This window comes from Planctomyces sp. SH-PL14 (assembly GCF_001610835.1).
Taxonomy (GTDB): domain Bacteria; phylum Planctomycetota; class Planctomycetia; order Planctomycetales; family Planctomycetaceae; genus Planctomyces_A.
The window spans coordinates 271774-290534 of the sequence record NZ_CP011270.1; the positions used below are offsets into that span (position 1 = coordinate 271774).

The following is an 18761-nucleotide window of genomic DNA, read 5'->3' on the forward strand; positions in this document are numbered from 1 at the left end:
GGAGGGAAGGAATATCATGCGAATGCTATTGCGACAGATCTTTGGGGCCATTCTCTGTGTTGCGGGGATTGGTGCTCTATTTCTCGCGCTCGTGGTCTATGAGCGTTACTCGCGTTTTGAGCTTTCGGAAGTCCTTCCTCCGATTGCCACCTGGGAACTGGCCGGCTTCCTTTGGTTCGGAAAATGGCCGGTCGTCGGTCTATTCGCCCTGATCGGGGTGCTGCTCCTCGTTATCGCGCCAGTGGACCTGCACTCGGAGCCGGAGGCCAGTCCATCGTCGACGGCGACCCTGGTGTCGGACAACACAATTGGTCCGATGACTCCCTTCGGGGAGAGTTGGAGTTCCCCAGCCTTCCGGATTGATTCCAGTCCAGGGCGTCTACTCGGCTCCTAGTGCCGCCTGTTTGGGTGAGGGGCAGCGAAAGCACTTGGACGAGACGAGCGACTCCGACGAGCCGCAGCATGGCAACGCGAGGCGGTTCTTCATCGGAGCCCTCAGGAAAATCCTGGCCCGCGGGCCATCTCCGGGGGCGCGACGCTTGCTTGGCGTTGAGCTGATCGCTTTTCCATCCAAATGGCACGAGGAGGCTCGCTTCATGACCACGACCACCACCACGCTCGGAACCGTTGTTGGAGCATTTGAAAACGAAAGCAAAGCTCAGGCGGCCGTCAGAGACCTGCGAAGTGCAGGCTTCGCGGAGAGCGACATCGGCATCGTGTCGCCCACTTCGAGCAGTACGACCGCTGGCAGAACGTCGGACACAAAGGCGGAGGAGGGTGCGGTTGCCGGCGTCGCGACCGGTGCCGCACTCGGCGCACTTTGGGGGGTGGGTATCCTGGCGGGGGCGATTCCCGGAATCGGACCGGCCATCGCCGGCGGGACGTTGGGAGTTCTTCTGTCGAGTGCCGGAGCCGGGGCGGCCGTCGCTGGTGTTGCTGGAGCATTGGCCGGTATGGGCCTGTCGGAGAAGGATGCCGCCTACTACGACTCGGAGTACGGCAAAGGACGATCGATCGTCACCGTGCGCGGGAACCGAGGAGTCGAAGCACGGACGATTCTGGATCGGAACGGTGCACTGCGAAACGTCTAACGCTTGCGAGTGACTCGACGGCCCGCCTCTCCTCGACGCCAAGACACGGCTTGCGGTGGCGAGGTGCCTTGGCGGGCAGCCTGGCGACAACACGATGACCAGGATTGCAGGGCAGAAGGCCTAAACGCAGTCGCTGGTCGGGATCAAGATCACCGTGCAGTCATCGCCGTCGACGCTTGTCCCGCAATGGCAGCAGGCGCTGACTTACACCTTCAGATCGACCTCTTGCCCAAGTACGAAGTGATTCGGCGGCTATGTCTGGTGAGCGCGATCGCCCGAGAACTCGATATGCACGAAACGGAAGACCACGAGCTAAGAGGGTTGCTCAAGACGGTCCGCCCGCGCGATCTACTGAGAGAAGTGGAAAGTTGGGAAGGGTCGGGAGCCAACAACAAGCAAAGACGGCCGCCGGCCCCGGTTAAAACAGGTGACCAGGGCCGAGCGGTTTTGTATCAACTATTGGCTTCCGCGTTCACAGTCTCGCTCAGGCCGGTCAGAGCCTCATCGGTGGCGACCTCTTCCGCCATATTGGCCTTAAGGAGTTTGTAGGCACGGGTGTACCCCAACTGTTTCGCCCAAGTACACAGTGTCCCGTAGGTGGCAATCTCATAGTGTTCGACCTTCTGAGCGCAACCGATGAGAATTGCGTCCATGACCTCGGGATCCGCTTCCTCTTCCATCATACTGGCCGCTTCAGCCAACAGTCCTTCCATCGCCTCGCAGGTCTTGGCCCGCGCCGCTTTACCAGTTTCCTCGAAAGCCTGCTCCACCCTTTCCACCTGAGTCTTCGTTTCCGCGAGGTGCTTCTCGAAGGCGGCGCGAAGGTCCACGGAGCTGGCCGCCTTCGCAATTTTGGGGAGGGCCTTCACCAGCTGTTTCTCCGCGCTCAGGACGTCGCGGAGTTCATCGTGGAATGCGTCAGCCAAGGTTTGCAGCGGCATGATTGAGAGTCCTCAGGGATTCATTGGAACGGCGTTAAGCCAGAACGCCCGTTCGCAAGCGTCGTACCGGCGGCAGACTTCGGGATAGGCAAGAATTCATTGAGCAGCGGACCGCTCAGCGGAGTTCCCGTGGTCGACGAACGCACAGTCTGCTGTTCTCAAGATCGTCTCGGTCAGATCGTTCGCTCGCGATTCTCCTGCGTCCCAGGGAATCTCCGGGGCTGGACCTCGTGCCGCCCCTGCTTCGCGCCTTGTCAAGGACGTCCGTCGTTTCCTTTCAGCTGCTCAGCACCAAGATCGGTGCCGTCTCCAGTCCCGCCATTTCCGACGCAGGGAGGTAGTTGTGACCTCCGCCCCTTCACCGCGCCGTCATGCGGGTGACGGATCGTTCGGTCCGGGATGGATTTCTCTGGTAGTGTTCTAGATCCATCCGGGCTGAGAAACTTGATTAGGATTGCTGTCTACGAGAAAGCGGTTGAGGGCGAGGCACGGGCAATGATGTGACGGCCAAGGTTCGTTCCACTGGAAACTCCCGGTACGCGACGTGCTTTCCGCCGGCAGCATCCCGCAGTGGGCGGACAGTGGAGGTTCCTGTGCAGACACCGGCGTCAGTTCTCTTCGTCTGGCTTCGGCTAATCCTGGCGATCATGATCCTCGGGGGCGGAGCTTGGGCTCTTCACGCGTGGTATCACGACGTCACTACGCCGGTTCCCATTCTCCTGTCCCCGGATCCTGTAGGGTTTGCCGATGCGACTCTACCGCCGCGTGTCAAGCCCGGGCCGCCACGTGGGTGGCAACCCGGATGGAATCGGCAGACCGGCCTCCTCGTCTTGGGGAGCCTGCTTCTTCTGTTCTCCTTTGGCGGCTCTTGGATCAATCCGCGGCTCTGGCTTCAGTCTGGCGAGCCGGTCCCCGAGCTGGCGGGCGGGACATCCCATCGCCTCCGCCGCGACGACGGAACCGAGTTGTTCATCGAGATCTTCGGACCGGACGACGGCCCGACGGTCATTGCCACGCACGGGTGGGGAACCGATCGTCGCGAGTGGACTTACGTGCGCCACCGCTGTCCGGGTGCTCGGCTCGTAGTCTGGGACCTCCCCGGCTGCGGACGATCGACGCGGGCCGCCGATGATGACTATAGCCTTGAAAAGTTCGCTCGCGATCTGCGAGCGGTTATCGACGTCAGCGGAGTGACACCCGTCGCTTTGATGGGACATAGCATTGGCGGAATGACGATTCTGACTTTTTGCCGCCTCTTTCCCGACCTTCTCGGGAGCCGCGTCTCCGGGCTCGTCCTGGCTCACACGACGTACAAGAACCCGGTACGAACCATGCCCTTCAGCGGTCTGCTGACTGCGATCGAGCGACCACTGATCATCCCGCTTCTGTATCTTCAGATTCTCCTGTCTCCCATAGTGTGGCTTTCCAACTGCCTCAGCTACCTGAATGGGTCAGTGCACTGGTCCAACACCTCGACGGGGTTTGGGGGGACGGAATCGGCGGCCAAGTTGGACTTCGTCTCCCGCTACTCACTACAGAACTCGCGCGCGGTCCTGGCCCGCGGATGTCTGGGAATGCTGGACTACGACGCAACAGCGACACTTCCCATGATCAAGATACCGACGCTTATCATCGCCGGGGAGCAGGACCCTGTAACGCCCAGATCGGCCAGCGACGTCATCGCCCAGGGTGTTCGGGACTCGACGCTGAAGCCGCTGAATCCCGCCAAGCATTACGGCTTCCTGGAACACGATGGAGACTTTGCGGATGCACTGCTGGCCTTTTGTTCGAGAGGAGCAGAAGCGGGTAAACCAGTCACGGTCCCGGCTTAAGTGCAATCGTCCGTCTCGGCATGCCACCAACCTCGCGGCTGCTGTCCGTGCAACCCTCTTCCCAATTGAAAGACGGAAGGATCTGATTCTTCAACACCGAAAGTCATGTCGTTCGCCCATAATCGTCGTCGCTGCGACGGTCTGCCTTCAGTCAACGGGTACCAGAGCGGCTGCGACGATTAGTTGTTCCGATGCAACCGCTGCCGGACGCTTGAGCAGGGAGACCAGCCTCCCTGTGCTCGCGTCCGGCCGCATTTTCTTCCGGGTCAACATTGGTCGTACAAGAGGCCCGACGGGAGCCAGCCGGTTGGCAGAACCACGTCGAACGTTATCCCGTCATGCGGCTCCGTAGCTGGACAGGTACACCCTTAGACAGCATCGGACAGCCAAACCTCCAGCGGGCCAGGAGGCGTGGCCCTTTCCCCCCCCACTATGGTCCCCCCGGGCCTTTGGCTAGATCATTCGTCCGCCGCCACGCTACCCGGCAACCATCCGGCGAACGCACCCTAAGCAGATCGCTCGTCGATTCGATGGAAGCACCCAGGGGCCCGACGCCCGCACAACGTCGAGCCGACTCCGGTGTCTCGAGGGACAGGCGAGCATGAACCACGATTCAGCCGGTGACGTCTCGTTTCGACAACGCAATCCGGCGTCGCTCCTTGTCGACCTCGACAACCCTCACGCGAACGATCTCTCCCACCGAAACCACATCGGAAGGCGACTGAACGAACTCCGTCGAGAGCTGGGAGATGTGGATCAGGCCATCCTGATGGACCCCCAGGCCCACAAAAGCCCCGAAGTGGGTCACGTTCGTCACGACCCCTTCCAGGATCATTCCGGGTTTCAGGTCCTCCAGAGCATGCACGTCGTCGGCGAACTGGACGGCCCGGAACGCCTTGCGAGGGTCCCGACCGGGCCGGCTGAGCTCCTCAATGATGTCGATGACAGTCGGCAGGCCAATCGTGTCGTCCGTGAAATCCTCGGGCCGGATCCGACTCGACAGCTGCGTGTTGCCCAGCATCTGCTTTACATCGACCTGCAGCTTGGCCGCCATCTTGCGAACCACGGAATAACTCTCCGGATGGACCGCCGAGTTGTCGAGCGGCTCCAGGCCGTCGCGGACCCTCAGAAACCCGGCCGCCTGCTGGAACGCCTTTCGACCCAGCTTGGGAACCTGCAAGAGATCCTGTCGGCGGGCAAACGGGCCGTGGGCATCGCGGTACTCAACGATCTTCTGTGACAGCGACGGCCCGATCCCCGCGACATGCGACAGCAGCGACGGGCTGGCCAGGTTGACATCGACGCCGACGGAGTTGACGCAGGATTGCACCTCCCGCTCCAGGCACTTCTTCAAGGCCGCCTGGTTCACGTCGTGCTGATACTGACCGACGCCGATCGACTTGGGATCGACCTTGACCAGTTCGGCCAGCGGGTCCTGAAGGCGATGCGCGATGCTGATCGCCCCCCGGACCGTGACGTCGAGATCCGGATATTCCTGGCCCGCCAGTTCGCTGGCCGAGTAGATGGAGGCGCCCGACTCGCTCACCATCGCCTTCGTGATCGGACGAGCGTTCTTCAGCCTCGGGGATTTCAGGACATCGGCGACAAACGCGTCCGTCTCGCGGGAGGCGGTCCCGTTGCCGATGGCGATCAGGTCGATATCGAACCGGGCAATGAGATCGAGAAGCGTCTTCGCGGCCCCGTCCACGTCGCTGCGCGGAGGCGTCGGGTAGATCGTGGTGTTGAACAGGAACTTGCCGGTGCCGTCCACGACCGCCACTTTGCAGCCGGTCCGGAATCCGGGATCAATCCCCATCGTGACGTGCGGCCCCGCCGGCGGCGCCAGCAGCAACTTTCGCAGGTTGTCGCCGAAGACCTGGATCGCCTCGACATCCGCCCGCTCCTTCAACTGCTGCATCACCGCCGACTCCGCCGCCGGAAGCAGCAGGCGGCTGTAGCAGTCCGAGACGGCAGCCACGAGATCGCGGTGGAACTCGAACTGCGGATTTCGAATCAGCCGCGCGGAGAGCTGACGAAGAGTCGACTCTTCGTCGAGCTGCAGGCCGACGTTGAGGAAGCCCTCTTCCTCCCCCCGCTTCATGGCGAGCAGCCGGTGCGAGACGATTCGTCGGACGGTCTCCTTATAGTCGAAGTACGTATCAAACTTCTGAGCCTCAGCCTGCTTCCCCCGCTTGACCCGCGCGAAGATTTGCCCGAACTGCCGAGCCTGGTGCAGAAGCCACTGGCGGGTCTCCGCCTCTTCGGCCCAGGTCTCCGCGACAATGTCGCTGGCGCCCTGAACCGCCGCCTCTTCGTTCGGGACCTCCTTCGCGGGATCGACGAACGGCCGCAAGACCTCGGATCGGGAACGTCGCAGGGTCTGCTGCCGAAGCAAAATGTCCGCCAGAGGCTGCAGCCCCCGCTCCCGCGCCGTCGCAGCGCGGGTCTTTCGTTTGGGCTTGAAGGGGCGATACAGCTCTTCCAGAGCCACCTTGTCCCCGCACGTTTCGATCTGTTGCCGCAGACCTGGCGTCAGAAGCCCCAGCGAGTCGATCGTCTTCAGAACCGTCGATTTGCGATCGGCCAGTTCCCGGGCCGATTCAAGCGCATCGGCGATCGCTCGCAGGGCGATTTCGTCGAGACCCTGCGTCGCCTCCTTGCGATACCGGGCGATGAACGGGAGCGTGTTCCCCGCCTCCAGCAGGTCCACAACGGCCAGCGTCTGCGCCGGCCGAACCTTCACCGATTCAGCGATCTGCGAGACGACGAGATTTCGGTCGAAACAATCGTACAACTCCGACTCCATTCTCACGTTGTCTGAATGGCGAGCATCCTATTGCTGATGACGCCTCTGGAGAGGGTACTGGAATCTCGACGACGATTGCGCTCAACTTGATCCTGCCGTGGGGAGACCAAGCGCCTGGATAATCGCTTTGGTGATCAAGCATCTGAAACCGTGACGAGTGCTCAGAGCCTACGTACCGCGGCATCCCGGCCATCTCCAACGGTGGCCCATGCGACGCGTCTCCTCCGTCAACGTTGTGTTGTGGCATTCTTCGCCGCCCGATCCAACTTCGCGCGTCCTCCGGCCATCGGCTGCCGCTACCCGGCGATCCGAGAACAATTCGCCGCTCCGCATCACGTGCTCCCAAGCGTTTACCGCAGTACGTGCCAGTTCAGGGAGCAGAGAACCCTCACGGATGGATGGGAATCGGTACAATCGGTGTCTTCCCTCATACACCTACAGGCGCTCAATGAAGGGTCTCATTCAATTCCTCTGTGCTTTCGCCATTGCAATCGGCTTGGGAGTCAACGCCTTCGGTACGCACATCGATCCCTCACGCGGGCCGATGCACTACAGCGAGCAACTCGTACTGATGTCGTCGATGAGCCGGGGCGTCGGAGTTGGGCTGACCGCGCTAGGAATTCTTGGGCTCCTGCTTCCATTGGTGAGCAAGCTTGGCGGCAGCATGCAGTACACTCCGGAGGGATCGTTGCAGGTGCTTGCTGCGCTCATCGTGTGGGGGGCAGCGGCATTCATCCTGACGGCCGGAGTCATGCACCAAAACTGGTCAGGCGGGTTCGCTCTAACGGCGCTGTTGCTGGTGGTCACACTCGTCCTTCTGGCGGTCACGGCTTCGATGGCGATGATCTACGGTTGGCGCCCGTGGAGACGCATCGCCCGTGAGACATCAGCGGAGAGCCAAGAGCCATGAGGTAGAGCCAAAGCGGTCTCGCAACTGCCATGGATTGCTGAAGTAATGGCAGCCACCTCATTTTGAGTTGAACCGCTACGTGAACTGTCCCATCGGGCGACCCACCTTTAACCCCGCTCGTTCGGAGGACCTGCTGCGGCATCGTCTGAGGACTTGCTCGAGGGGTCCCTGCGATGATGCCGCAGCTGGGTCCTCCGAGCACAAAAGCAACCGGCGTTATCCGTCCTGATCGGTCCGCGTCTTCGCGGTTGATATACCGGATGTCTGCGATCGGGGATTCCGGTGGAGACCTCATAGGCTTTGCGAGGACTCGGAGTGGAGGGGCCGGGCCACCAGGCATCGCCATCGTGTTTTCGCTGGCGTTTTGTTACCCTTGCCGTATTACGCTTCATTGAGTGTTGATCCGAGGTAGGCGTTTGCCGGGAACAATCGACGGCCATGTCGTGATTGGTCGTGATGACCTCTCCTTCTTGCGGATGGTCAGCGCCAGTAAGTCGGGCAGCTTTCAGGTGATGCCTGGTGTGGTGCCTATGGCGGTCCCTCGGCTGATCGAGTTGGGGCTGCTGCACGTAATTGGGGGCAGGGCGTGTATCACGGGGCGGGGAATCCGTGCCGTTGAGGCATCTCCGATCACGGAGAGCGAGCGGTCAGTCTCGATCCGCAGTGCGGACCTGCGCTGAATACCGGCAGCCGAGGCCTTTTCGGAAGTGCTTCTTGGCACGGGTGCGAGTGAGATGGTGAGGCGGCCGCGAGCCGTCCCCATAGCATCAGCGATCGGAGACCAGAGCCCGGACCGGAGGATTTGCGAGGACCGGACTCGGACCGAGAGCCAGACGCGTTGAGCGGGCCCGCTGAGCCGGTTCCCCTTATTAGCGCGCTACACGCAACCCTAGGCAATTTCCTCGCCGAATGGCCTGTGACTTGGCGAAATTCTGTGTCGATGGCTCTGAAGGAGGTGTTAAAACAGCTCCAGCATCGTCCATGTACCGGTGAGTGACGCAGCCATGCCTTTCGAGAGTTGGTCCCACATCGTGGTTCTCGAAGCGGATCGCCAGTTACTTCGCAAGGAAGCTGGTGGAGGAGGTCGAGGGGTACCACCATCTCACGTGGCGTGGTCTCAAGCTCATCGAGACTCCGCCTTATCCGCTGCCGGACGGCTCCTGAATCGTGAAGCTCCAGTGGGTGACGCCCCCCGAGCATGCGACGTGATGGCAGCGGTACCGACGCCGCTTCCCATCCGTGGCCCTTGTGACGCTGGGTCGTTCGCGCTGTAGGCGGCCCGCCAGCACCTCTCGTCGCTGCCGCGATTGATGTCCGGTGGGAGCCTTGCCGGGACACGCGACGGTTGCGTGGGGATTCGGTGGGATGACTTCGCCGTGTTGCGGATTCTTTCCGAGAGCATCTCGAGAACCTCCGCCGTTCTGACGGAGCTCTCGCCCTCGGCGATCGAACGGCTGGCATCGCTCGATTTCGTCCTGCTTCTGGGGGCAGGCATGCGTCGCAGCCCGCGGCGTTAGCGTGGTCGAGGCGTCGCCTCTTTGGGGGGCGCCTCAACGTCTGACGTCTCCTACACGTGATCTCTTTCCGACTCCTGGATTCCAGGGCGACGAGCATCCCGCGATGTGACGCGAGCCGGATTCCCGAGAGGTTCCGACCAGTGTGCCAGGAAAACCCGGGTTTCGGTTCCTTCGCGGTTATTCTCTTCGTCCGGCGCTGGCGGGAGATTGCGCCCGCTCTTCATAACTGACCCGAGCAGTTCAGCCACGGCCGGGGAGAAATGGGCAATGAGCATGCGACGTCTCGCGATCTTTGAGGATGAGTGGCGGCTTCTGGTCGACCTGGTTACCGGTTTCAGTCACGACCGCTGCCACCCGATGCGGTTCGAGCTGGCAGTGAAGGGGCTGATGCGTGTTGGCTTGGTCGAAGAGGTCTCGAATGGAGTCCGCGTCACGCAGCTCGGCCGGCAGGTGAGGGCGTCATGTCCGCCCTTTGGATACGGAGGCCCGCGCGTCTGGGCAGGAGTCGTCGAGGCGGACGGCACCATGAAGCCGGCGGCCACGGCTTGAGTGCTCTGCCCTGGGAAACAGATGCGTTTGCTCCACCGGTGAATTGACGCGCGTCGGTTTTCCGTCCAGCGGACTCGTTGCCGCTGGACGAGAGCAGGAGTGGGCGCGTGCAACGGGGGGGACTCGAAATACCGACAGAACTGGGTCCTGCAAAACTCTCGGCTGGCTGAGCTCCCAATTGTGGTGGCGAGTTGATCAGGACACGACGCTCGACAATACGCACCGTGGCGTATCAAGATGCCGCACGGGCGCAATTGGATGCGTTCGTGGCAACCTGATTGAATAGGGCTTCAATGATGCGAACTGTTTTGTCGATGGCGGTCGCTCTTTTCCTGGCTAGCGGAATCACGGCATTCGCTGCTGACGAGGCCAAGGATCAATTTGCCGCCGGTTCTGTTTGGAACGGCGAGATTCGTGTGGCGGGTAAGGAAGAGGCGGGCAAAGCGGTCCTTACCGTGAGTGAGCGAATGGGCGAGTCGTTCAAGGGCGAGTTCATTGTCAGGAGCCCGGCCGGCAAGGTCGTCACGTTTCAGGTCAGCGGGACCGCGACGAGCAACGCTTCCGGCGCTGTCATTTTCGAGACGGAGAAACAGGAGGTCTCGCAATTGAAGTTGCGGGGGAAGCTCACGAACAACGCCGTCAATCTGGTGTTCGTCGGCACGTCTCCGTTCGGTGGGAAGGGAGGAGGGGCACTCGTGCTGACACCGAAACTGTAACTGAGGGACGGAATGGTCTGCGTAGCGTCCACGCGGTTCGGTCTTCCGCTTCCGGAAGTAATTAATGCGGAATGAGATCCAGATGGCCATGGGTCAGCGGCCGAGGCCCCCCCGAGGTGGCCGCCCCACCCGGAGCCGGACCGCAGTTCGATTAAGAAGAAAAGAAGCCGGTGTAGGAACGCCGATATCCGAGGGCCATCGGGACTGGCGTGCTCAACCACACCGGCGGTGCGAAGTTTATCCAAGTGCTGACGCATCGAACCCGATCGTTTTTTCGGTCGAGGTCAGGGGTTCGGTGCTGAGTAAGTCCCGTTCGCTGAGCATCACCTGACCGTCTCCGACAGTCGCCAGCCTCCATCCCAACAAGAAGTGCACGTCCCGGGGCGCAGAGGCAGTGAGTTCAGACATCGCCAGCGGACTCGCCGCGACTCTTCCCAAGGCCGCATATTCGGACGTCAGCATCCGAAGGACCCCTGACGGCCAACTCGGACCGAATGCTCTGCTCTTCATGATCTCGGCCCTCAGGTCTGGCGATGCAGGACGCAAACCGGAGTTTGGAGTTTCATCAGCCGTGTCACAGATGTCGTTCGACGGATAGCAGCCGTGTTGCACATGAAGATCGCCATCAGCGCCGAAGCTGCTCGATTTCGTAGCCCGTCAGAATCGCAACCTCAACGAGGTGCCGTGCCGAAACCTTGTCTGCGACCCGCTCACCAAAGGGTGTAAGCGAGAGAATCTCCCCTCTTCGGACCGTCAGCCCGTGGTCACACAGGAAGTCCGCCCGGACGTCATCGCTTCGGTACTCACCGACCACGATGACCCCACCGTGCAAACGGAGCGCATGCAGGAACTCAACCTCATCCTTCAGAAGTACCAAGTCGTCCATTGCCAGACAGAAAACATCCGCGGGAAGAAGCTGGCCCGCCTCCTGGGTGCACTGTCTGACGCGAGTACGTGCGCGTCAACTTAGGCGAAAAGGGACCAGGCTTCTCCTAGGCTCTGGTGAGCGGCTCGATCCACACCCGCACACCAATCGTCGATGGCGGGGGGGACGAGGCAAGAACCGCCAGCCCCTCGGCGGTCGCCACTAGGGCTTGGCCATCCTCTGCCACGAGGCCCTTCTGAACCAGAAACCGGACAACTTCGTATCCGAACTCTTGATCGGCCAATTCTCGATGTCGTGGGACGGCTGCCAAATGCGCCAATCCGTTCCACTCATCGTCCAGTAACGTGATCCTGCGCATCAGTCGGCACCCCTGATCGCTGAAGCCCAAGACACCGACCGCCCGCATGTCTGTTCGTTATCTGTGCATCGTCATCGAACGACCGTCGGATGTGGGCGGATTTCCGTTTGGCGATAGATGTAACGATTTCGCAAGCGAATGGTCTCAAGTTGCGATGACCGTTCGCATGCTAACATACAGGGCGTCACATCACTAGCGCGCGTCCATAGTCTCTCCGGATCCTGACCATCCGAATTCGTCGCCGCCAACGCCCGCCGCTGGCCTCACGGTGACCTGCGGAGCGCGGCCCGCCATTGAGATTCCAAGACGGCCACTTCGAATCCCTCCCTCTCCTTTGACCCCTAGGGAGCCGTCGCCTCTGCCTGACGCATCCGGGCCTATTCTCGGCTCCTACGCCCCCGCAGGGCGAACGCTCTCAAATCCTGCGCCTCGTATTCAGCAGCTTGGCTCGCAATAATGCCGACTCAGGACGAAGTCCGACGCTCTCCGCGAGCAGCTTTTGAACGGACGCGTTTCGACTGATTCGCATAACGCCACCTCTCGGATTTCCACGAAAGGCCAGGCCGGCACACAGGCATTCTCTGTCAGCCAAGCCGACTTTTTTTCCGGCACCAGCACGTCGCGCGCCCGCCTCGGAGGAGAGACCGCCCTGTACACGGGCACTTGTCTCAAATCTTTCCGTCGCGAAGGGCCAGAAGGCACAGACGGCTGAATCTCACTGCTGTGGGGATCCAAACTTCGAGAGATACCGGGAGCGGGCGTGGGCATCCCCGCCGGGATTCGCAGGACGACATGTTGTGGCGTCTCTATATAGTCCGCGTTCACGCCCAGTCAGCAGGCTTCAGCCACACTTCTCCGAGGCTCTCATGAACCGTCTCTGAGATCGCGACGAGCACCCCCGACACCGTCAGGCGATAGGTGTCGCCGGTGGCCGATACCAAGCCGGCGGCCGCTAAACTCGCCAATACCGTGCGCACTGAAGGAGTCGTGTCGCCCTGTGTCACCGGCCCATGCACCAACAGCTCTCGCAGCGTGCGATACTCTCCGACCGAGACTCTGATTACCTCTTGTTGAGCCGTCCGCACACCCCGTTCGGACGCACCCTCCCCCTCGCCGACCACTCCGTCCTCCCTTGGAATCGTCAAACCGCACCTTCAGCCGCGCCCGCGTTGTGAGGGCGAATTGTTGCGGGCAGCGTTCCGCAGACCAGTGGCTTTTTGGCAGCTTTTCAGAAGCTGCCGGGACTTACAGCGTCTTTCCTCCAGGCACGCTTTCGAAGACTCGCCGCCTCGCTGATCACCACCCGAGCGACTGGAGATCGAAACTCACAACTACGGCGCTCCAGCTATACGGCTGCACTCCCAAAAGCCCCTTGCCGCGGGGACTGACCATGACCTCTGGGCCTGCCCGGGTCGCAAGGTCCGACTCCACCAGAAAGTCCAAATCCGCTACGACAGACGGAGCGGCCAGTGCCACCACAATCGGCTTCACATCGATCTCTCGAAGCGTGATGTACTCCGACACCAGCATCCGAAATAGCTGGGTCGGCGCCTGCGGTCCGAGTGAGTTCCGCTCCACCCCAAGCATTCCCGTGATACGCCGCAACACAGATCAAGAATGTACTGATCGTTACAGAAAGCCATGGGAAGAAACAGCGACGGCCCGGTCTTTCGTCCGCTGCAGGCCCTCTTCCTCAACTCCAGGTGGACGCCTGGCCGGATGGCTTTTGGCGTTAGAACTCGACATCCAAATCCTGCGGGCTTTGGACGGTGACTATCACTGCCGCACCACCAGCGATTGCGTGCCGCCGCGACCGCGACAACCGCACTCCGAGCGGGGTGGAAGTCACCCGTCCAATCCGGATCTCAACGAGCCCCTTCACTCGGAGGTAATTCGCCATCGACCGGCTATTGAGGTGCCAGTCGCTGAGGATGACTTCCCCGGAGTGCACGATTTCCAATAGGAAGTCGTACTCACCACTTAGAATCAGAATGTCTGCAGCCTGCGTCGGTGTCATTTGCCTCCCCATTCGGCGGAGCACTGACAGGAAAGCCAAATGCGGTTGCCGAGCAACCACGAGCATCAACAGTTTGCCGTGCCTACTGCCAATGGCGACGACGAGACAGGCATTCACCGTGCCGCAGCCTTACAGGTCCCTTCAGGGATGCAAAGGCCGATGACGCGACGTCACCGGTGCCGTACAGACTGGCGTAATCGATCCAGTCGGCGTTCCATACTCTTTGCCTCCAGGCACGCGACTTGCGCAGTGACTCCCCCGGGCCGAGTCGGAACGCGGCAGCCTGCTCGAGACTACCACTGCCGCGACCGCCATTCGGAAATGATCCCCGCCAAGGCGACCAGAACGTGCCGCTCCTCCAGCCTGTGGATGCCCGCGGCATCACTTCTCAATCGATCGCCACACAGATCCACCGCCTCCCTCCCGCATCGAGTCCGGCGTGGGTGAGGTGGATCCAGAGGACCTCTTCGATTGCCGTCTGCGGACAGACCACTCACGGAAGACACGCTGGCGGAGCTCCGCCGCAACTGTGCGAGTCACCGTTCGTCCCCGCAACTCTTCTTTGGTGGTCGGGGCGGCAGCGCGGAGCTCACCATAGAATAACCGCCTGGCACCGCGCGCGACTCTAGGTTGTCGTGCCTCAAGAAAGGCATCCTCAGCGATCGTAATCGCTCACTGGATCGCTCGGATCTGACCAGATCGCGTAGCGTGCGAAGCATTGTACTGAGGAAGGAACGGCAGGCCGGGGCCAACCTACCTACCGTCCCTATCCCTCAGCCGTGTCTGATATCGGCCACTCGGAGAATGAGCGAACATCGCTTCAGACGAGGGGAGCCAAAACCCGGGAAAACCTGGGACGCACTCGCACGAAACAGGACCTACTTTGGAGCAGGTTGTGAGGAGGGGGACGCCCGGACGTAGCACTCGTCCGGGCGTCTTTTTGAAATTGCGTATCATGTCCCGGCGGCGACGCCCCAGGTCCGGCAGCCTGGAGGAGCGACGTCGCCGGGACATTTCTACTGCCCATTCCGTTTCGGTCAGAGCATACCTCTGAGTCCTCGAAACAAGCTGACCGGACGCGAGCACGCAGTGGCTGCTCCGCGCTCAAGCGTCCGGCAGCGGTTGCATCGTCCAATGCTCAGTTGCTTCCTGTCGCGCCTGGCGGGCTTGTGCGCTTCGATGATGAACGCAACGCCGCAGATGCACGGACAGTATGACCATCGCTCGTAACGAAACCGATCCGGACCTTCCGTCGTTCAAACGGGATTAGGGTAGCCCCAACCCCCGGCGCGACATCGGTCATGCAACCAGGTCGGATAGTGAATTCGACGCCGTGTAGACCAGACTCGTCGACGCGGATCAAGTTCGCTTCGAATTCGCCGATCGCCGCGACCACCAGGGTGAAGGTGTCGTCAATGACAACACTTTGTCCCAAAGCTCTGGAGAGTACGAACACGCCGTGGTCGCCCGAGGACTGAAGAGGAAGGGTCCATCGTCCTGCGATCATGGCGCGACCTCAAGGGAAAAGAAAGGAGCGGGATCGGCGCACAACAATCCCGCTCTGAGAATCCCAACAGACGGATTCGCCTCTCCGATCTGCAAACTTTGAGCCGTCCTCCTGGAGTGGCACCCCACTCCGTCCAGGTAGAGCTACCTACCTCTTCGGCACGACTCAGGTTCCCCGATGTCCAGCGACCCGAGCCGGCACGACTCCGTCCAGCCGTCATTTCCTTGCGGCAGGCACCCATCGTGCAGGTTGTTTCCGCCACGCCCAGCACGTCACGGGACGGCCTTCTCCCCTTCGAGGGTTTCCAATTCCTTGAGGAGATCGCGCGGCCGGACGGTGGTGAGCAGTTCTCGGAGGTCCTCATCTTCCGTCTCGTCGATTTGCAGCTTCTTGGCGATCGCTGAGACCAGGCACAGAAGGCGTGTCACTTCGTATTCCGCCAGAAGATCGATCTGCAGATCGAGGTCGGCCCTCTGCTCCTCCAGCTTCGCCTCGCGGTTCTGACTGACCAGGACCATCAACGTGAGGAAGATGGCCTCAAGCGAGACGACGGTCGTCAACAGCACGAAGGGGAACGGGTCAAAGGCCCCCTCCCCTCGCCAGAGATTGAAAGCGATCCAGATTCCGAACCAGGCACAGTGGAAGTACGCGAATCCCATGTTGCCCGCCAGCTCCGTGATCTTTCGGGCGATGCGCTCGCTGGCCGACTCCCTACGCTCAATCTTCTTGCGGGCCTGGATAACATCACGGATGTTTCTCTGTACGACTGCGTTACAGGAATGGGCGGGATCCGGTTCGTCCCCTTCTTGATCTGTCATGCTCGCACCTCGGCAGTGCGCCACGCAGCCCCCATACCATTCTGGCTCGCTGGGCGCGCGAGGTGCACAAGCCCTCAACAACCAGGTTTTTTCCTGCCGGGAGCCGTACTAACGGAAGTGCCACAATGGTCTCCGCGCGTCAGCAAAACGATATTGTCGTCGCAAAGTCAGAGCTGAGCATGCTGCGAGAGATTTGCAGTAGACGCACACCGATTCCGACGCCTTCGGGAATCGTGGACTTCCTTCACTTGGACGCGTTAGTTCACGAACGGCTCGTTGAGCCAACAAGGAGAGGCTACACCTGCACCGATCTGGGCCAGATCGTCGCAAGGATGCATCCATCGGAGAGCTTCTCAGCAGCCTTTCTCTACCGAGCCGCTGACATCGCACTGAGCCGCGCCGCCGGTTAAGGGCCCCGGCGGCTGATACTCGAGCGTCAAGCGTACCCTTTCACGTTGCCGCGCTCTGGGGCCCGTTTGCACGCTCCAGTACGTACGCAGTGGCTTGGCGTACAACCGCCCTGCTGCCAGAAAGCTGCAGCTTTTCTTGGATGTTCTGACGATGGTACTCGATCGTTTTGACGCTGAGATGCAACTCCCGGGCAACTTCCTTGGCGGACAACCCCTGCCCCAGGTGCTCGAAGACCTCCATCTCCCGATTGGAAAGGAGCTCCAAAGGCGATTTGGTCGCGGCCGGCCCGCCGCCTTTGGCCGCTAACAGGCGGTCCGTCATGCGTTGCGTCAACGCGACCCGCCCTTCGAGAACCTTCTCGATCGCCTCCATGAGCGTCGGCAGCGGTTCCAGCTTGTTGATGAACCCGTGCGCTCCCGCCTCAAGGGCCCGTTGGGCGAAGAGATCTTCCTCCAGCGCCGAGAACACTAGGACACGGCAGGAGGGGCACGTGTCGCGAATCCGCTTGACCAGGTCGAGACCGTCACCCTTCGCCAGTCGCAGGTCGACGATGGCGAGATCCGGAGAACGTTCCCGGATCATTTGAAGCGTCTGCAGGCATTCTTCTGCCTCGCCGCAGAGCTCCCAGTCTTGGCGGCTGCGGATGAGATGCGAAAGCCCGAGCCTCACCAGCTCATGGTCGTCGACAACGAGAATGCGACTTGGCCGGGAAATGTCACTGGAGAAACTACGGTCCGGGTCCATTGCTACACCTGGCGTGCCTGAGCGGTAAAGCGTGGGTTGCGCCAGTTGTTTCTTACCGTACTCGGTCGGGAGCAATCAATCCCCCGGCTCTGTGGCCAACTTCGCGTTCCCTGCCGGGGTCCACGCAGCCATTGAACTCATCCAATACCGCGCTGCTGGAGGCCAACTCACCAAGGTGTTTTCGTCACAAGAGCCCGTCAATACCGCAGGCCAGAGAATCCCCGGTGGAACGTCCCTACCACCCGCTTCAACCCGTTCAACCGAACCGTCGGCATAACGAGCGGGCGAAAAGATCGCACGCTCTGGTTCGGGCAAGAAAACTCGGCCGCTGCTGCAATTCGAAGCAACAGTTCCACCATCCTTAACAGTCCTTGTGACCAGATCCACTGCCGGGTGGAGCTGACTCGCTCGGGATTCCTCAGCCCCCCTGCGGTATCCTCCCGTGAAACGTTCCGTCCCGGCCTCCCCGCCTCCCCGGCGAGGAGCGATGCTCGTATTGATCGGCGTCCTGCTGGTCATCTTCCTGGCGATGGTCGTCTTCGCGGTCGACGTCTCCTACATGCAGCTCACCCGGACCGAGTTGCGGGCGGCGGCGGATGCCGCAGCAAAAGCCGGAGTCGAGTGCCTGCGCCGGACCCAGTCGGCCGACAAGGCGGCCCTCGCCGCGATCGGCCTGGCTCAATACAACAGGATTGGCGGCAAGCCTCTCCTCCTGGCCCGAAACGATCTCGAGTTCGGCCAGGTCGTTCTCAGTGGCGGGGAGTGGACCTTCACTCCCGGCCTGCAGCCCTTTCGTGCCTTGCGTGTCAACGCGTCCCTCTCGGAGGGGAGCGCCAGCGGGCCAGTCCATCTGTTCTTCGGCGGGCTCCTCGGCAGGACCACGTTCACTCCAAGGATGTCCGCCGTCGCGGCGCAGTTTGACCAGGACATCATTCTGGCCCTCGACCGGTCGCACTCAATGGCCTTCGACCTGTCGGGCGTCGACTGGAAGTATCCCCCCGGGATCCCTGGCTATCCGGTAGGAATTACACTGCCACCCCACGCGACGCTGAGCCGCTGGGCCGCGCTGATGAAGGCGGTGGACGCCTTCGACGAGATCATCGGCCGGGCGAACCTCCAGCCTCGCGTCGGCATCGTCACCTGGTCCTCCGAGATCACGCGGAACTCGGTCGAATACCTGCTGACAAAAGTGACCTCGGCGGTGACCGCCCGAGACCTGGAGCTGACCGACACCGTCATCAACGGACTGCTGAACGGCAACGGAAAGAAGAAGGGCCTCAAGAAGAAGATTGAGGCCCGGGCGTCGAATGTGATGCTCGGCGCCACGAACATGTCCGCCGGGTTGACCGAAGCCCTCCGGATGCTGGAGCAGGACACGTCAAAGCCGCTGGCAAAGAAGACCATCGTCCTCATGACCGATGGACTCTGGAACCAGGGATCGGATCCGGTCGAAGTGGCTCGCACGGCGAAAGGGAGGGGAATCGTCATCCACACCATCACCTTTCTGCCGGGAGCTCAGCAGAACGAGATGGTCGAGATCGCGACGATCACCGGCGGCCGGCACTATTTCGCGCAGAACGCAGCCGAGCTGGAAGCGGCCTTCCGTGATCTCGCCTACGCCATGCCGGTCCTGCTGACCCAGTAAAGCATCGACGCCC

General features: G+C 61.4%; 14 protein-coding genes. 7 read left to right on the forward strand and 7 right to left on the reverse strand.

The features are described from left to right. Positions 1-16: 16 nt before the first annotated feature. On the forward strand, positions 17-394 hold the full coding sequence (locus VT03_RS01080; protein ID WP_156514205.1) for a hypothetical protein: 378 nt from the start codon (positions 17-19) through the stop codon (positions 392-394). A 202-nt stretch (positions 395-596) separates the two neighbouring features. Then, positions 597-1091: a general stress protein gene (locus VT03_RS01085; protein WP_075096871.1), complete on the forward strand. Its 495-nt coding sequence runs from the start codon at positions 597-599 to the stop codon at positions 1089-1091. A gap of 452 nt (positions 1092-1543) precedes the next feature. Here VT03_RS01085 and VT03_RS01090 read toward each other — a convergent pair whose 3' ends face one another. Further along, a complete protein-coding gene (locus VT03_RS01090) occupies positions 1544-2032 on the reverse strand; it encodes a ferritin-like domain-containing protein (RefSeq protein WP_075091268.1) in 489 nt (162 codons plus the stop codon). A gap of 593 nt (positions 2033-2625) precedes the next feature. Between VT03_RS01090 and VT03_RS01095 the strand changes: the two genes are divergently transcribed. Next, positions 2626-3864 (forward strand): alpha/beta fold hydrolase, encoded by a 1239-nt coding sequence (locus VT03_RS01095; RefSeq protein WP_082845848.1) that lies wholly within the window; start codon positions 2626-2628, stop codon positions 3862-3864. Between the two features lie 613 nt (positions 3865-4477). Here the strand turns inward: VT03_RS01095 and VT03_RS01100 are convergent. Further along, positions 4478-6670, reverse strand: coding sequence for a Tex family protein (locus VT03_RS01100; RefSeq protein WP_082845849.1), 2193 nt, complete (start codon positions 6668-6670; stop codon positions 4478-4480). 448 nt (positions 6671-7118) lie between these two features. Between VT03_RS01100 and VT03_RS01105 the strand changes: the two genes are divergently transcribed. The 3 genes from VT03_RS01105 (at position 7119) to VT03_RS01120 (ending at position 10362) form a co-directional block, all read left to right on the forward strand. Beyond that, complete coding sequence (locus VT03_RS01105) at positions 7119-7580, forward strand: hypothetical protein (protein ID WP_075091269.1); 462 nt, start codon at positions 7119-7121, stop codon at positions 7578-7580. A gap of 1784 nt (positions 7581-9364) precedes the next feature. Beyond that, on the forward strand, positions 9365-9646 hold the full coding sequence (locus VT03_RS01115) for a hypothetical protein (RefSeq protein ID WP_075091271.1): 282 nt from the start codon (positions 9365-9367) through the stop codon (positions 9644-9646). 314 nt (positions 9647-9960) lie between these two features. Next, on the forward strand, positions 9961-10362 hold the full coding sequence (locus VT03_RS01120) for a hypothetical protein (RefSeq protein ID WP_156514206.1): 402 nt from the start codon (positions 9961-9963) through the stop codon (positions 10360-10362). Positions 10363-10987: 625 nt separating this feature from the next. On the opposite strand, the gene VT03_RS01130 is transcribed toward VT03_RS01120, so the two are convergent. The 5 genes from VT03_RS01130 to VT03_RS01165 all read right to left on the reverse strand — a co-directional run bounded on the left by VT03_RS01130 (position 10988) and on the right by VT03_RS01165 (position 17178). Then, positions 10988-11248: a hypothetical protein gene (locus VT03_RS01130; protein WP_075091274.1), complete on the reverse strand. Its 261-nt coding sequence runs from the start codon at positions 11246-11248 to the stop codon at positions 10988-10990. Between the two features lie 1654 nt (positions 11249-12902). Then, positions 12903-13184, reverse strand: coding sequence for a hypothetical protein (locus VT03_RS01145; protein ID WP_075091277.1), 282 nt, complete (start codon positions 13182-13184; stop codon positions 12903-12905). Positions 13185-14761: 1577 nt separating this feature from the next. Beyond that, positions 14762-15130 (reverse strand): hypothetical protein, encoded by a 369-nt coding sequence (locus VT03_RS33075; protein WP_156514207.1) that lies wholly within the window; start codon positions 15128-15130, stop codon positions 14762-14764. Between the two features lie 272 nt (positions 15131-15402). Next, complete coding sequence (locus VT03_RS01155) at positions 15403-15948, reverse strand: DUF1003 domain-containing protein (RefSeq protein WP_075091279.1); 546 nt, start codon at positions 15946-15948, stop codon at positions 15403-15405. 450 nt (positions 15949-16398) lie between these two features. Continuing rightward, entirely contained in the window at positions 16399-17178 is a 780-nt protein-coding gene (locus VT03_RS01165) for a response regulator transcription factor (RefSeq protein ID WP_156514208.1), read from the reverse strand. Between the two features lie 412 nt (positions 17179-17590). On the opposite strand from VT03_RS01165, the gene VT03_RS01170 reads away from it, so the two are divergent. Beyond that, positions 17591-18748 (forward strand): vWA domain-containing protein, encoded by a 1158-nt coding sequence (locus tag VT03_RS01170; RefSeq protein ID WP_075091282.1) that lies wholly within the window; start codon positions 17591-17593, stop codon positions 18746-18748. Positions 18749-18761: the final 13 nt, after the last annotated feature.